The organism is Streptomyces sp. NPDC047072 (assembly GCF_040643855.1).
Taxonomy (GTDB): domain Bacteria; phylum Actinomycetota; class Actinomycetes; order Streptomycetales; family Streptomycetaceae; genus Streptomyces.
Genome location: NZ_JBEYVC010000066.1, coordinates 1 through 14,128, shown reverse-complemented (window position 1 = coordinate 14,128; position 14,128 = coordinate 1). Strand labels below are relative to the sequence as shown.

Below are 14,128 nucleotides of genomic sequence, written 5' to 3'. Positions count from 1 at the left end.
CTTACTGGTTCGTGCGCTCATTGTGCTTGCTCTGCACAGATCGCACACATGTTATGCCTGTAGATGTTCGAGGATTTGCGTTTTGACGTAAAGAGGCGTCATGCGCGTTCGACGAGCGCGCCGTCCTTCTCGTCGTAGAGCTCCCCCGTCCGCGGGCACTCCCAGGTCCCCGGCTCGTCCGCCCGCTCGGCCAGCCGCACCCCGGCCCGGCCCACCCAGCCGATCCGGCGGGCCGGCACACCCACCACGAGTGCGAAGTCCGGCACGTCCCGGGTCACCACCGCACCCGCCGCGACGAGCGCCCAACGGCCCACGCGCACCGGCGCCACACACACCGAACGGGCCCCCAGGGACGCCCCCTCGCCCACCACGACGGCCACGGCCTCCCAGTCGTCACCGCGCTTCAACTTCCCCTGCGGGTCCACCGATCGGGGGAAGTAGTCGTTGGTGAGGACGGCCGCCGGACCGACGAACGCCCCGTCGCCGAGGACCGCGGGCTCGTAGACCAGCGCGTAGTTCTGGAGCTTGACGTGGTCGCCGATCCGCACGCCCGGGCCGACGTACGCCCCCCGGCCCACGATGCATCCGCTGCCCAACCGGGCGTCCTCCCGGATCTGGGCCAGATCCCAGACCGTCGTCCCGTCACCGATGGTGGCCCTCTCGTCGACCTGGGCGGTCGGCCTGACCTCGAAGCTCACAGGGGTGGACCTTTCTCTCGAACGGCTGGTCGTGCAGGGCCTCTTGCTAGGCACCCGGTACGTCTCCCCGTACACCTGCCAGGTCAGCGGTGTCGCGAGGGCCAGGTTCCCCTCGTCGAGGAACCGCCGCTGGGCGGTGTCGACGCGGCTGGTGTCGATGTCCGGCCGCCGGGTGCGCATGGCCTCCCGGCGAATGTCCAGAAAAATGTCCAGATACCTCGCCTCGGAGCCGCCCTCGGCGGGGGTGTCGGCCTCCTTCAGGGCGCGTGCGCGCAGCCCGGAGAAGCTCGTGGCCCCCGTGCCCGGGCCGTGGAAGACCATCGCGTCGTAGTAGATGAACTGGCCGAGCGCGCCGAGGCCGTCGAGCTTCGCGCGGCGGACCGCCGGGTCGAAGTACACGCGGTCGCGCTCCGCGTCCTGGACCGCGCGGAAGGCCGGCTTGCGCGCCTCCGCCTTCCAGGCGGCCGGGAAGCCCGGGTCCAGGCCCGCGTGCGAGTCCGTGCCGTCGACCTTCCGCAGCGCGGGCAGATAGGCGGCCAGGGCGTTGTCGGGGTGGTCCTTGGTGTAGCGCTCGACGAGGGTGAGCAGGTCGTGGGTGCCGGTGCAGAAGCCGATGATCCCGGCCGTGTAGCCCTGGCCGTCGCCGATGTCCTCGACGTAGGAGTAGGCGCTGCGCCAGTTGAGGGTGGAGTTCTCGGCGCTCGCCACGAGCTGCTGCGCGAGCTCCTTCTTCGCGGGGTCGGCCAGGCCCGTCTGCCGGGGGACCGACTGGCTGGTGGGGAGCGCGGGCCCCTTCGCGTCCGAGTCGACGGCGACCGGGGAGAGGAAGTAGACCGCCGCCGTGACGACCACGGGGGCGGCCGCGAACAGCAGTACTCCGGTACGTCTCACTGGGCTCCCGTCAGTTCGGCGACCTTGCCCCACGCACTCACCAGGAGCAGCACCAGCAGGACGGCGCATGCCCCCGCCTGCACCAGGGTGCGACGGCGGTCCCGGGGAGCGTACGCGTAGGCGAGCGTCACCGCACCGCCCGTCAGCAGTCCGCCGAGGTGCCCCTCCCAGGAGGTCATCGCCGCGGAGATCACCAGCCACAGCAGCAGGCCCGCCATGAACCGGTTGACGGCGCTCATGTCGGCGTCCAGGCGGCGGGCCATCACGTAGTACGCGGCGCCGAGACCGAAGATCGCGCCCGAGGCGCCCAGTGTCGGGTCGGCCGGTGCGACCAGCAGCACCAGGACCGAGCCGCCGAGCGCGGAGAGCAGATAGAGCGCGAGATAGCGGACCCGGCCGAGCTGTGCCTCGACGACCCGGCCGAGGTTCCACAGCGACACCATGTTCATCACGATGTGCAGGATCCCGAACGTGCCCTCCGTGGGCGGCAGATGCAGGAACGCGCCGGTCAACAGCCGGTACCACTCGCCGTCCACGATCCCTTCGGCGTGGTAGCCGCTCGGGTACGAGGCCTGCCACACGTAGTGGCCGCCGTCCGGTCCCCTGAGCCCCACGCCCAGCATCTCGAACCGGTCGACGATCTCCGGGCGCACCAACTCGCCGACGTAGGCGAGGACGTTGAGGGCGATGAGGACGTACGTCACCATGGGGACGGCCGTGATCCGGCCACCGAACGCGGTACGGGCCTGCCGCACCGACCGCGCGCCCTCCTGCACGCACTCCGGGCACTGGAAGCCGACGGTCGCCTCCCGCATGCAGTCCGGGCAGATGTACCGGTCGCAGCGGGTGCAGCTGACGTGGGACTCCACCTTGGGATGGCGGTAACAGGTGGTGACGGTGGACTCGGATGCCACGGCCGGCTCCTCGGGAACGGGGACGAACGGTGAGCCGGTGGGGACGGCGGCGAACAAAATATCGAAGATCGGCGAGGAAAGAGAGCGGAGGGGCCCAGGTGGCGATCAGCCTGAGCAAGGTGGAGGAGACCGCGCCCGCGCTGGTCAGCCTGTACAAGACGGCCGGGGCGTCGCTGTCCGCGCACGGCCTGGAGGGCGAGCGGGCCGCGGTCTACCTGGTGGTCGACTACTCGGGCTCGATGAAGCCGTACTACCGCGACGGCACCGTCCAGGCCCTCGCGGACCGGGTCCTCGGCCTCTCCGCCCACCTCGACGACGACGGCCGGGTACCGGTGGTCTTCTTCTCCACGGACATCGATGCCGAGACCGACATCGAACTCGCCGACCACGAGGGCCGGATCGACCGGATCGTGGCGGGTCTCGGGCACATGGGGAAGACCAGCTACCACCTGGCCATGGACGCGGTCATCGACCACTACCTCGACAGCGGCACGACCGCCCCCGCGCTCGTGGTCTTCCAGACCGACGGCGGCCCGATCAACAAGCCCGCCGCGGAACGGTACTTGTGCAAGGCGGCCAGGCTGCCGCTGTTCTGGCAGTTCGTCGGCTTCGGCGACCCGGACAGCAAGCAGTTCGACTTCCTGCGCAAGCTGGACGAGTTGGCCGTACCGGAGCGGCGGGCGGTGGACAACGCCGGGTTCTTCCACGCGGGTTCGGATCCGCGGACGGTCTCCGACGCCGAGTTGTACGACCGTCTGGTGGGCGAGTTCCCCAAGTGGCTGGTGTCGGCGCGTGCGGCGGGCATCCTGCCGTAGGCCTCACGCACCGTTGGCTTGCGCGGGCGACCGTGCCACGCTGTGGGGTGATCCGACGGGGAGGCGACGACGTATGGACGGCGCGCGATCGGTGAACCAGGGGACGCGTGGGGGCGAGGCCGGCAAGGGCGAGAAGCTGGCCGACTGGGCGGACGGGCGGCTCGGCCTGTACGCGCTGGCCAAGGCCAATATGCGCAAGGTCTTTCCGGACCACTGGTCGTTCATGCTGGGCGAGGTCTGCCTCTACAGCTTCCTCGTCCTGATCCTCACCGGCATCTACCTCACCCTGTTCTTCGAGCCCAGCGGCGTCGAGGTCGTCTACCACGGCTCCTACGAGCCCCTCAACGGCGTGATCATGACCAGGGCGTACGAGTCCACGCTCGACATCAGCTTCGACGTACGCGGCGGTCTGCTGATCCGGCAGATCCACCACTGGGCGGCCCTCGTCTTCGTCACCGGCATGCTCGTGCACATGATGCGGGTGTTCTTCACCGGCGCCTTCCGCAAGCCGCGCGAGGTCAACTGGGTGTTCGGCTGGACCCTGTTGTTCCTCGGCATCATCACCGGCCTGACCGGCTACAGCCTCCCCGACGACCTGCTCTCCGGCACCGGCATCCGCTTCGCCGACGGGGCGATCCTGTCGGTCCCGATCGTCGGGACGTACCTGTCGTTCTTCCTCTTCGGCGGGGAGTTCCCGGGCCACGACATCATCCCGAGGCTCTTCCCGATCCACGTCCTGCTGCTGCCCGGGATCATGCTCGGCCTGGTGGTCGCCCATCTGATCCTGGTCTTCTACCACAAGCACACCCAGTACCCGGGGCCTGGACGCGACAACAGGTCCGTGGTCGGGATGCCCTTCCTGCCGGTCTACATGGCCAAGGCGGGCGGCTTCTTCTTCCTGACCTTCGGCGTGCTGGCGCTCATGGGCGGACTCGCCCAGATCAACCCCGTCTGGGCCTTCGGCCCCTACAGCTCGCACGTGGTGACCACCGGCGCCCAGCCCGACTGGTACCTCGGCTTCTCCGAGGGGCTGATCCGGGTGATGCCGGGATGGGAGATCACCTTCTGGGGCCACACCCTGGAACCGGGCGTCTTCATCCCCTTCTCGCTCTTCCCGCTGATCCTGCTCGCGATCGGGCTCTACCCCTTCGTCGAGGCGTGGATCACCGGCGACAAGCGCGAGCACCACATCCTGGACCGGCCGCGCAACGCACCCGTCCGCACCGGGCTCGGGGTCGCCTGGCTGAGCCTGTACGTCGTGCTGCTGATCGGCGGCGGCAACGACATCGTGGCCACGCATCTGCATCTGTCCATCAACGCGATCACCTGGTTCGTACGGGTCTCCGTCTTCGTGGTCCCGGTGCTCGCCTTCGTCGCCACCAAGCGGGTCTGCCTCGGCCTCCAGCGCCGGGACCGGGACAAGGTGCTGCACGGTCGGGAGACCGGCACCATCCGTAGGCTCCCGCACGGCGAGTTCGTCGAGGTGCACGAGCCGCTCGCGCAGGCGCAGCTGCACACCCTCACCCAGCACGAGCAGGAACCGCCGTACGAGATCGGGCCGTTGGTCGACGCGAACGGGGTGCGGCGGCCGGTCAAGGCCGCGCAGCGGGTCCGGGCGCGGCTGGCGCGGGCGATGTTCGGACCCGAGACCCGGATCGCCAAGCCGACGGTGGAGGAGTACCGGGAGGTCACGAGCGGCGACCACCACCCCTGAGGACGACCGCGCGCAGGGCGTCCGGGGTGCCCCACGCGGTGCGCAGGGCACGGGCCTTGGTGAGCCACAGGGACAGGTCGTACTCCGCGGTGTACCCGATCGCGCCGTGCAGCTGGAGTGCCGTACGGGCCGTCCTGTACGCCGCCTCGCACGCTGTGACCTTGGCCGCGGCGACGTCCTCCTCGGTCATCGTGAGCGCGGCGCCGAGAACCAGGGGCCGGGCGAACTCCAACGCGGTCTTCGCATCGGCGAGTTGATGCTTCACGGCCTGGAAAGAGCCGACGGGTGTGCCGAACTGGGTGCGCTGCCTGACGTATTGAACGGTCTTGTCGAGGAGGGCGAGTCCGACGCCGAGGGCCTGGGCGGCGGTGGTGAGACGGGCGGTGCGGAGGGCGTTGTGGGTGGGCGGTCGGGCGGTGAGCAACTCGCCTGACGGCGTCAGGGAGGTCAGCCGGCGGGCCGGGTCGAGGGAGCGGCGCACCGGGCCGTGGCCGGCTGCTTGATGCAGGCCGTCGGAGGTCAGGGCGAGGCGGACGTCCGCGATGTCCCCGTCCAGCGCGTACCCGCCGTCGACGGCGACCGTGGCCATCGCCTCGCCCGAACCCAGCGCCGGAAGCAGCCGCTTCGCCGGGTCGGCTTCCGGTCCGCTGAGCAGGGCGGCGGCGGTGACGGTCTCCACCAGGGGCCCCGGTACGGCGTGCCGCCCCAACTCGACGAAGGCGACGGCGAGTTCGACGGGCCGGAACCCGAGACCGTCGTACTCCTCGGGCACGGCGAGCGCGAACACCCCCGCGTCGGCGATACGACGCCACAGCGCACGGCCGCTCCGGTGCTCGCCGCGGCTCCAGTCCCGTACGACGGAGGGCGTGTCGGCGGCCCCCAGCATCGCGCCCAGGGAGTCCGCGAAGGCGAGGTGCTCGGCATCGAGGAGGAAGCGCATCAGCGACGTCCCTTCGGAGGCGTCCTTCGGTGGGCCGACATCTTGAGGCGCGTCGCCCTTCCTGCGGCGCCGGCGGAGCCCCCGCGCATCACCGGCGTCCCTTCGGCAGGCCCAGCAGGCGTTCCGCGATGATGTCCCGCTGGATCTCGTTCGTGCCGGCGTAAATCGGGCCCGCGAGGGCGAAGACGTACCGCTCCGACCAGTCCGTGTCCGCCAACTCGCCCTCCTCGCCCAGGAGATCGAGGGCGGTCTCGGTGAGGGCGATGTCGTACTCGGACCAGAAGACCTTGTTGAGGCTGGACTCGGGGCCGAGGGTGGCGCCGGAGAGGAAGCGGGACGCGGCGGCGTAGGTGGCGAGCTGGTAGGCGCGGGCGCCGATCAACGCGTCGGCCACGCGGGTCGCCGTATCCGAAGGGCTGCCTCGGGCCAGCCACAGCGCGTGCAGCCGGTCCGCGGCGGCGAGGTAGCGGCCGGGGGAGCGGAGCGTCAGCCCCCGTTCGTTCCCGGTCGCCGCCATCGCGATCCGCCAGCCCTGGCCCGGCTCACCGATCACGTCCTCGTCCGGCACGAACACCTCGTCCAGGAAGAGCTCGGCGAAGGCCGGCTTCCCGTCGAGGCGTTGGACGGGGCGGACCGTCACCCCGGGCGCGCGCAGGTCGAACATCAGGTAGGTCAGGCCCTGGTGGGGCTTCGGCAGGTCCGGCTCGCTGCGGAACAGGCCGAACGCGCGGTCCGCGAAGGCGGCCCGGGACGACCACGTCTTCTGCCCGCTGAGCAGCCAGCCCCCGTCGGTGCGGACGGCCCGCGACCGCAGCGACGCCAGGTCCGAGCCCGCCTCCGGCTCCGACCAGGCCTGCGCCCACACGACCTCCCCCCGCGCCATCGACGGCAGCACCCGCGCCCGCTGCTCCGGTGTGCCGTGGTCGAAGAGCGTCGGCGCGAGCAGGCTGACGCCGTTCTGCCCGACCCGCCCCGGCGCCCCGGCCGACCAGTACTCCTCCTCGAAGACCAGCCACCTGATCAGCCCCGAGTCCCGGCCACCGTACTCCGCGGGCCAGTCGACGACCGACCAGCGGTCCGCCGCCAACTCCGCCTCCCAGGCCCGGTGTTCGGCGAACCCCTCCTCGGTCTCCAGGGAGGGCGGCGGCTCGGCGGGCACATGCGCGCGCAGCCACGCGCGGGCCTCGGCGCGGAAGGCCTCGTCCTCCCGGGTGAACGCCAGATCCATCCCCACCGTCCTTCCCTAACAAGTGTTTGGTAGGTTAGCTTGGCCCTATGACAGGCGTCGAGAGTCCGGAGTACGTCCCCGGACACGGACTGCTCAAGGGCCGCACCGCCGTCGTCACCGCCGCCGCGGGCGCCGGGATCGGCGGGGCCACCGCGCGCCGCTTCCTGGAGGAGGGCGCGCGCGTGCTGATCAGCGACGCGCACGCGCGGCGGCTGAAGGAGTACGAGGCCGAGCTGGCCCGGGAGTTCCAGGGCGCGGTGACCTCCATGGCGTGCGACGTCACCGACGAGGCACAGGTGGGCGCCCTGTTCGACAGGGCCGTACGGGAACACGGACGGCTCGACGTGGTCGTCAACAACGCGGGACTGGGCGGGACTTCGGAGCTTGTCGACATGACCGACGAGCAGTGGACCCGGGTCCTGGACGTGACGCTCAACGGCACCTTCCGGTGCACCCGGGCCGCGTTGCGGCTCATGCGGGACTCCGGCGGCGGGGTCGTCGTCAACAACGCCTCGGTCGTCGGCTGGCGCGCCCAGGTCGGACAGGCGCACTACGCCGCCGCGAAGGCGGGCGTGATGGCGCTGACCCGGTGCGCGGCGCTGGAGGCCGCCGAGTTCGGGGTGCGGGTCAACGCGGTGGCGCCGAGCCTCGCCATGCACCCGCACCTCGTGAAGGTGACGTCGAAGGAGCTGCTGGAGGAACTCACCGCCCGCGAGGCGTTCGGGCGGTACGCCGAGCCCTGGGAGGTGGCCAACGTGATCGTGTTCCTGGCGTCCGGCTACTCCTCGTACATGACCGGCGAGGTCGTCGCCGTCAGCAGCCAGCGCGCCTAGGACCACAATGTGTCCGTGCCGACCAAGAAGAAGCCCCAGGTGACCGCCGCCCCCGCGCGCCGCGGCGAGCTGCTCAACACCGCCGCCGAGGTCTTCGCCGAACAGGGCTACAACGCCACCACCGTGCGCAAGATCGCCGACCACGCGGGCATGCTCGCGGGCAGCCTCTACTACCACTTCGACTCCAAGGAGTCGATGCTGGAGGAGATCCTGCGCACCTTCCTCGACGAGCTCTGGGACGGCTACGACACCGTCCTGGCCGCCGGGACGGGCCCCCGCGAGACCCTCCAGGCCCTCGTCACCGAGTCGTTCCGGGAGATCGACCGGCACCGCGCCGCCGTCGCGATCTACCAGAAGGAGAGCAAGCAGCTGGTCGCGCAGGAGCGGTTCGCGTTCCTCGCCGAGTCCCAGCGCAGATTCGAGAAGGCGTGGCTGTCCACGCTGGAGCGCGGGGTCGAGGAGCGGGTCTTCAGGGCCGACCTCGACGTCCGGCTCACCTACCGGTTCGTCCGCGACACCGTCTGGGTCGCCGCCTCCTGGTACCGGCCCGGCGGACAGCACAGCCCCGAGGAGATCGCCCGGCAGTACCTGTCGATGGTGCTGGACGGGATCGCCGTACGCGAATAGCCCCTATCTGTCTGGGAGTTGGCATGGCCGAGGCCTACATCGTCGAAGCGGTCCGGACACCGGTCGGGCGGCGCGGGGGAGGACTGAGCGCGGTCCACCCGGCCGACCTGGGCGCGCATGTGCTCAAGGCGCTGATGGCGCGTGCGGGGGTCGATCCGGCCGCCGTGGAGGACGTCGTCTTCGGCTGCCTGGACGCGGTGGGGCCGCAGGCCGGGGACATCGCGCGGACCGCGTGGCTCGCGGCCGGGCTGCCCGAGGAGGTGCCGGGGGTGACCGTGGACCGGCAGTGCGGGTCCTCGCAGCAGGCGGTGCACTTCGCGGCGCAGGGCGTGCTGTCGGGGACGCAGGACCTGGTCGTCGCCGGGGGGCTGCAGAACATGTCGATGATCCCGATCGCCTTCGCGACCCGGCAGGCCGCGGAGCCGCTGGGGCTGACCCAGGGGCCGTTCGCGGGCAGCGAGGGGTGGCGGGCGCGGTACGGGGACCGGGCGGTGAACCAGTTCGTCGGCGCCGAGATGATCGCCGGGAAGTGGGGGATCAGCCGGCAGGACCAGGAGGAGTTCGCGCTGCGCTCCCACCGGCGGGCGCTGCGGGCCATCGACGAGGGGCGCTTCGAGCGCGAGACGGTGGCCTACGGCGAGGTCGCGGTCGACGAAGGCCCGCGCCGGGACACGTCGTTGGAGAAGATGGCCGCGCTGAAGCCGGTGATCGAGGGCGGCACCATCACCGCGGCCTGCTCCTCCCAGGTCTCCGACGGGGCGGCCGCCATGCTGCTGGCCTCGGAACGGGCGGTGCGCGAGCACGGGTTGACGCCCCGGGCCCGGGTGCACCACCTCTCGGTACGCGGCGAGGACCCCATCCGCATGCTCACCGCGCCCATCCCGGCGACCGCGCACGCCCTCAAGAAGACCGGCCTGACCATCGACGACATCGACCTCGTCGAGATCAACGAGGCGTTCGCGCCGGTGGTGTTGGCCTGGCTCAAGGAGACCGGCGCGGATCCCGGCAAGGTCAACGTCAACGGCGGCGCGATCGCCCTCGGCCACCCCCTCGGCGCGACAGGCGTCAAACTGATGACGACCCTCCTGCACGAACTGGAGCGCACGGGCGGCCGCTTCGGCCTCCAAACGATGTGCGAGGGCGGTGGCCAGGCCAACGTGACGGTCATCGAGAGGCTGTGAGGTCTTCGATCACCTCGGCGGCCTCCTTCACGATCCGCTCCACCAGCTCCGCGCACGACGGCAGGTCGTCGATCACCCCGGCGACCTGGCCGGAGGCCATGACCCCGAGATCCGTACGGCCGTCCACCATCGCGGACTTGAGGAGCATCGGGGTGTTGGCGGCGAGGAGGACCTGGCTCCAGGTGAGGTCCTTGCCGTGCCGCAGGGCGAGGCCGTCGTGGACCAGCTGCCGCCAGGTGAGGCCGGACAGGTGCCGGAAGGCGGCCGCCCTGCGCACCGCCCGCAGCAGGGACCTGGCGCGGCCGGAGTTCTCCAGCGCCGTCACCAGGTCCGTGCGGAGCATGCGGTGCGGGAGGCCGTCCACCGCCCGCGTCACCGTCACGTCCTTCACCGTCGCCGCCAGATACCGCGCCTTCACCGCGTCCGGCACCGTCGAGTCCGAGGTGAGCAGGAACCGCGTGCCCATCGCCACCCCGGCCGCCCCGTAGGCGAGCGCCGCCACCAGCCCCCGCCCGTCGAAGAAACCGCCCGCCGCCACCACCGGGATGTCCACCGCGTCCACCACCTGCGGCAGCAGCACCGTCGTCGCCACCTCCCCGGTGTGCCCGCCGCCCTCCCCGCCCTGCACGATCACCGCGTCCGCGCCCCACGCCGCGACCTTCTCCGCATGCCGCCGCGCCCCCACGGACGGCACGACGACCACACCGGCCGCCTTCAACTCGCCGATCAACTCGGCCGAGGGCGCGAGGGCGAAGGACGCCACCCGCACCTCCTCCTCGACGATCAGCCGTACCCGGTCACCGGCGTCCGCCGCGTCCGCCCGCAGATTGACCCCGAAGGGCGCGTCCGTACGGGACCTCACCTCCCTTACGGCGTCGCGGAGTTGGTCGACGGTCATGGTCGCCGAGGCCAGGATGCCGAGTGCCCCCGCGTTCGCCGTCGCGGAGACCAGACGGGGACCCGCCACCCACCCCATCCCGGTCTGCACGATCGGATGCCGGACGCCGACGAGCCGGGTGAGAGCAGTCTCCATCAGACCTCCTTGGCGCGGGCGCCCTGAGGATCGAGCACCTCGCGGATCAACTCCAGCTCGTGTGACGTCGGTTCACGGGTGAGCGACACGTTCTCGGGGACGCTTAGCTCGAACCCGGTCGCCTCCCGTACCTCCGCCACGCTCACCCCCGGATGCAGCGACGCCAGCCGCATCGACCGGTCCGGCGTCGCGAAGTCGAACACGCCCAGGTCGGAGACGACCCGCGGGATCCGGTGGAAACGGGCGCCGTCGGCGCGGTCGTACCCCACCCCGCACACCAGGTCGACCTTCTCGACGAACACCCGCCGCGAATGCCTCGGCACCCAGTAACTCGTCGGATTGTTGAGGGTGTTGACCGGCGCGCCCCGCACCCCGAGCAGCTGCCTCTTCGGCCGTTGCCAGTCGCCGATGCAGGAGATGTTCTGGTTGCCGTACCGGTCGATCTGGCTCGCGCCCATCATGACGTGCCGCCGTCCGCCGCTGACCAGCGCGAGATGCTGCCGGTACGGCAGCCAGCCCTCGGCGGTCCCGTCCGGGCGCACGATCATCGCCTCGCCGTCGGTGAGCAGCAGATCGGGGGAGAAGGTGAGCCGGGCCAGCCGGGCGCCGAGGGAGGGGATCAGGCCCATGGGGCTCGCCAGCACCTCTCCGTTGTCCCGCCAGGCCTCCGCGCAGGCGATCACGCAGTACTCGGCACGGGTCACCGTCATGTCGTCCTCCCGTCGAGATACCGTGCGGCGAACTCCGGCCACGGCGTGGTCGCGTATTCCCGCTGTGCGGCCTCGTCCCGGCCGTAGTCGGGAGCACAGGACGTGAAGTGGGCGCCGCCCGGGGCCTCGACGACTCCTGTCACCGTGTGCCGTTTGATCAGCAGCGACTGCGGGGCCGCCTCCTTCGTCAACTCCGCGGTGTCGACGACCCGTTCGCAGGAGACGTACGCCGTGTCCGCCGCCTCGCAGAACAGGTCGTCGAAGTAGGGGTCCGGGCCCAGGTACTGCCCGTTGCCCAGCCGGTCGGCGCGGTTGACGTGGACCAGCGCCGCGTCCAGGCGCAGGGCCGGCATCGCCACGAACGTCTCCCCGTCGTCGTACGGCGAAGTGACCGTCCGCAGACCGGGGTTGACCCGCATCACGTCCGAGCCGATCCCGGCCCGCACCGGCAGGAACGGCAGCCGGTTCGCCGCCGCGCGCAGCCCCCACATGAACATCGCCTCGTCGATCTCCATGAGTTCGAAGGCGCCGCGCTCGCGGGCCGCCCGGTAGTGCGGTTCGAGCGGGATCGAGTCGAGGGTGACGAAGGCGGCGACCAGCTTCCGGATCCGTCCGGCGGCGGCGAGCATGCCCACGTCGGGGCCGCCGTAGGAGACGACGGTGAGGTCCGTGATGTCGGACCGCAGCAACGCGCGCACTAGCGCCATGGGTTTGCGGCGGGAGCCCCAGCCGCCGATGCCGAGGGTCATGCCGCTGTGCAGCCGGGAGGCCGCCTCGTCGGCGGTCATCGTCTTGTCGGTCATCTAACGGCCCTCCTTCCCGAACCTGTCACGGACGCGGTCGGCCACCCCGGCGGTGCTCGCCTCGTAGGTGAAGCCCTGCTCGAAGCGGTAGCTGCGGCGCACGTCGACCGGGTCGATGCCGTTGATGGCGGCCTTGGCCAGGCGCAGCAGCTCGCCGTCCTTCGCGGCGATCTCGCGGGCCAACTCCAGTGCCGCGTCCGCGAGTTCCGCGCGCGGCACGACCCGCCACACCGACCCGTGCGTGTGCAGCTCGGCCGCCGTGACCGTGCGCGAGGTGAAGTACAGGGCACGCATGAGGTGTTGGGGAACCAGCCGGGCCAGATGCGTCGCCGCGCCCAGCGCGCCCCGGTCCAGTTCCGGCAACCCGAACGTGGCGTCCTCGCTCGCCACGACCACGTCGGCGTTGCCGGCCAGCCCGATACCGCCGCCCAGACAGAAGCCGTGCACGGCCGCGACGACCGGCACCTCGCAGTCGTACACCGCCGAAAACGCCTCGAAACAGCCCCGGTTGACACCGACCAGGGCGTCCGAGCCGCGCGCCTGGATCTCCTTGATGTCCACACCGGCGTTGAACCCGCGCCCCTCGGCGGCCAGCACCACACACCGGACCTCCGGGTCGCGGCCCGCCGCGCGCACCGCGTCGGCCAGGGCGAACCAGCCGTCCACCGGGAGCGCGTTCACCGGCGGGAAGTCGACCGTGACGACACGGATCCCCTTTTCCGGGGACGAGGTGGAGACAGTCATGGAAGCATCAGCTACCTTTCCACCAAACGTTTGTTAGGTGAGAAGGGTAGCGGCGAATGGAGCTGAACGGGAGGGTCGTGGTCGTCACCGGCGGCACCCGCGGTGTCGGCGCCGGGATCGCGCGCGCCTTCGCCGAGGCGGGTGCCGAGGTCGTCGTCTGCGCCCGCCGACCACCCGAAGTCCCGCTGCCGAAGACGGAGTTCACGCCCCTCGACGTCCGGGACGCCGACGCGGTACGGCGCTTCTTCGCCGAACTCCCGCGCGTGGACGTCCTGGTGAACAATGCGGGCGGGGCGCCGTACCGGCTGCTGGCCGACCTGGAGACCGAACGGCACCTCAGGGTCCTGGAGTTGAACCTCCTCGCCCCGCTGACGGTCTCTCTGGCCGCCTACGAGCACCTGAAGCGGGCCAGAGGGTCGGTCGTCATGATCGGCAGCGTGAGCGGCGGCCGGCCCTCGCCCGGCGCGGCCGCGTACGGGGCGGCGAAGGCCGGGCTGGAGAACCTCGCCCGCTCGATGGCCGTCGAGTGGGCGCCGGAGGTCAGGGTGAACACCCTGGTCGTCGGCATGGTCCGCACCGAGCGCTCGGACCTGTTCTACGGCGACGAGGAGGGCATCGCCGCCGTCTCCCGCACGGTCCCGCTCGGCCGGCTGGCCACCCCCGCCGACGTGGGCTCAGCCGCCGTCTTCCTCGCCTCGGACGCGGCCGCCTACATCAGCGGGGCCTCGCTCCATGTGCACGGGGGCGGGGAGCGGCCGGCGTTCCTGGATGCCTCGACTGCCAACAAGGAGACGTGAGATGACCGGAATCTGCGACGGCCGGGTCGTCGTCGTCACCGGCGCGGGCCGCGGCCTCGGCCGGGCCCACGCGCTCGCCTTCGCCGCCGAGGGCGCACGGGTCGTCGTCAACGGCCACGACGACCATGAGGAGCAGGGCCACGATCTGGCCCTTGTCGGGGCGGCGGGCGACGAGTCTGCGGCGGCCGTCCGGCGAGGTC

The 14,128-nt window shown here is 71.3% G+C and carries 15 protein-coding genes and 1 pseudogene; 7 read left to right on the top strand and 9 right to left on the bottom strand.

The window, feature by feature from the left end; all coding sequences use genetic code 11:
• Positions 1 to 98 precede the first annotated feature (98 nt).
• The 3 genes and pseudogenes from ABZ896_RS26130 to ABZ896_RS26120 form a co-directional block, all read right to left on the bottom strand.
• Positions 99 to 698 carry an acyltransferase gene (locus tag ABZ896_RS26130; RefSeq protein ID WP_360933879.1) on the bottom strand — a complete coding sequence of 200 codons (600 nt, stop codon included), beginning with the start codon at positions 696 to 698 and terminating at the stop codon, positions 99 to 101.
• A gap of 48 nt (positions 699 to 746) precedes the next feature.
• Positions 747 to 1,589: pseudogene (locus tag ABZ896_RS26125) on the bottom strand (chitosanase); the annotation flags it as partial.
• Positions 1,586 to 2,503, bottom strand: a complete 918-nt coding sequence (locus ABZ896_RS26120) for a rhomboid family intramembrane serine protease (protein ID WP_360933792.1) — start codon at positions 2,501 to 2,503, stop codon at positions 1,586 to 1,588. The gene ABZ896_RS26120 and the pseudogene ABZ896_RS26125, both read right to left, overlap by 4 nt.
• 98 nt (positions 2,504 to 2,601) lie before the next feature.
• Between ABZ896_RS26120 and ABZ896_RS26115 the strand changes: the two genes are divergently transcribed.
• Positions 2,602 to 3,318 (top strand): VWA domain-containing protein, encoded by a 717-nt coding sequence (locus ABZ896_RS26115; RefSeq protein WP_360933789.1) that lies wholly within the window; start codon positions 2,602 to 2,604, stop codon positions 3,316 to 3,318.
• Positions 3,319 to 3,391: 73 nt separating this feature from the next.
• Complete coding sequence (locus ABZ896_RS26110; RefSeq protein WP_360933786.1) at positions 3,392 to 5,032, top strand: cytochrome bc complex cytochrome b subunit; 1,641 nt, start codon at positions 3,392 to 3,394, stop codon at positions 5,030 to 5,032.
• Here the strand turns inward: ABZ896_RS26110 and ABZ896_RS26105 are convergent.
• On the bottom strand, positions 5,007 to 5,972 hold the full coding sequence (locus tag ABZ896_RS26105) for an acyl-CoA dehydrogenase family protein (protein ID WP_360933783.1): 966 nt from the start codon (positions 5,970 to 5,972) through the stop codon (positions 5,007 to 5,009). The genes ABZ896_RS26110 and ABZ896_RS26105 overlap by 26 nt on opposite strands.
• 88 nt (positions 5,973 to 6,060) lie before the next feature.
• A complete protein-coding gene (locus tag ABZ896_RS26100; protein ID WP_360933781.1) occupies positions 6,061 to 7,200 on the bottom strand; it encodes an acyl-CoA dehydrogenase family protein in 1,140 nt (379 codons plus the stop codon).
• 47 nt (positions 7,201 to 7,247) lie between these two features.
• Here ABZ896_RS26100 and ABZ896_RS26095 point away from each other — a divergent pair, with 47 nt between their 5' ends.
• From ABZ896_RS26095 to ABZ896_RS26085, 3 genes are read left to right on the top strand one after another with little or no spacing between them, the layout of a single operon-like run.
• Entirely contained in the window at positions 7,248 to 8,033 is a 786-nt protein-coding gene (locus ABZ896_RS26095) for an SDR family oxidoreductase (protein ID WP_360933778.1), read from the top strand.
• Between the two features lie 15 nt (positions 8,034 to 8,048).
• Positions 8,049 to 8,660, top strand: coding sequence for a TetR/AcrR family transcriptional regulator (locus ABZ896_RS26090; RefSeq protein WP_360933775.1), 612 nt, complete (start codon positions 8,049 to 8,051; stop codon positions 8,658 to 8,660).
• A 23-nt stretch (positions 8,661 to 8,683) separates the two neighbouring features.
• Positions 8,684 to 9,841, top strand: a complete 1,158-nt coding sequence (locus ABZ896_RS26085; RefSeq protein WP_360933772.1) for an acetyl-CoA C-acetyltransferase — start codon at positions 8,684 to 8,686, stop codon at positions 9,839 to 9,841.
• Here ABZ896_RS26085 and ABZ896_RS26080 read toward each other — a convergent pair.
• The 4 genes from ABZ896_RS26080 to ABZ896_RS26065 are packed head-to-tail and all read right to left on the bottom strand — an operon-like array spanning position 9,825 to position 13,131.
• On the bottom strand, positions 9,825 to 10,874 hold the full coding sequence (locus tag ABZ896_RS26080; RefSeq protein WP_360933769.1) for a nitronate monooxygenase: 1,050 nt from the start codon (positions 10,872 to 10,874) through the stop codon (positions 9,825 to 9,827). The two genes, ABZ896_RS26085 and ABZ896_RS26080, sit on opposite strands and share 17 nt — an antisense overlap.
• Entirely contained in the window at positions 10,874 to 11,584 is a 711-nt protein-coding gene (locus tag ABZ896_RS26075; protein WP_360933766.1) for a CoA-transferase, read from the bottom strand. Before ABZ896_RS26075 ends, ABZ896_RS26080 begins: the two co-directional genes overlap by 1 nt.
• On the bottom strand, positions 11,581 to 12,387 hold the full coding sequence (locus tag ABZ896_RS26070) for a CoA-transferase (protein WP_360933763.1): 807 nt from the start codon (positions 12,385 to 12,387) through the stop codon (positions 11,581 to 11,583). Before ABZ896_RS26070 ends, ABZ896_RS26075 begins: the two co-directional genes overlap by 4 nt.
• Positions 12,388 to 13,131 carry an enoyl-CoA hydratase family protein gene (locus ABZ896_RS26065; protein WP_360933760.1) on the bottom strand — a complete coding sequence of 248 codons (744 nt, stop codon included), beginning with the start codon at positions 13,129 to 13,131 and terminating at the stop codon, positions 12,388 to 12,390.
• 56 nt (positions 13,132 to 13,187) lie between these two features.
• On the opposite strand from ABZ896_RS26065, the gene ABZ896_RS26060 reads away from it, so the two are divergent.
• Both ABZ896_RS26060 and ABZ896_RS26055 read left to right on the top strand, forming a co-directional pair.
• The gene (locus tag ABZ896_RS26060) at positions 13,188 to 13,928 is read left to right on the top strand and encodes an SDR family oxidoreductase (RefSeq protein WP_360933758.1); all 741 of its coding nucleotides are present in this window, start codon (positions 13,188 to 13,190) and stop codon (positions 13,926 to 13,928) included.
• A 1-nt stretch (position 13,929) separates the two neighbouring features.
• Positions 13,930 to 14,128 (top strand): SDR family NAD(P)-dependent oxidoreductase (locus tag ABZ896_RS26055; RefSeq protein WP_360933755.1); only part of this gene is annotated, 199 nt, incomplete at its 3' end.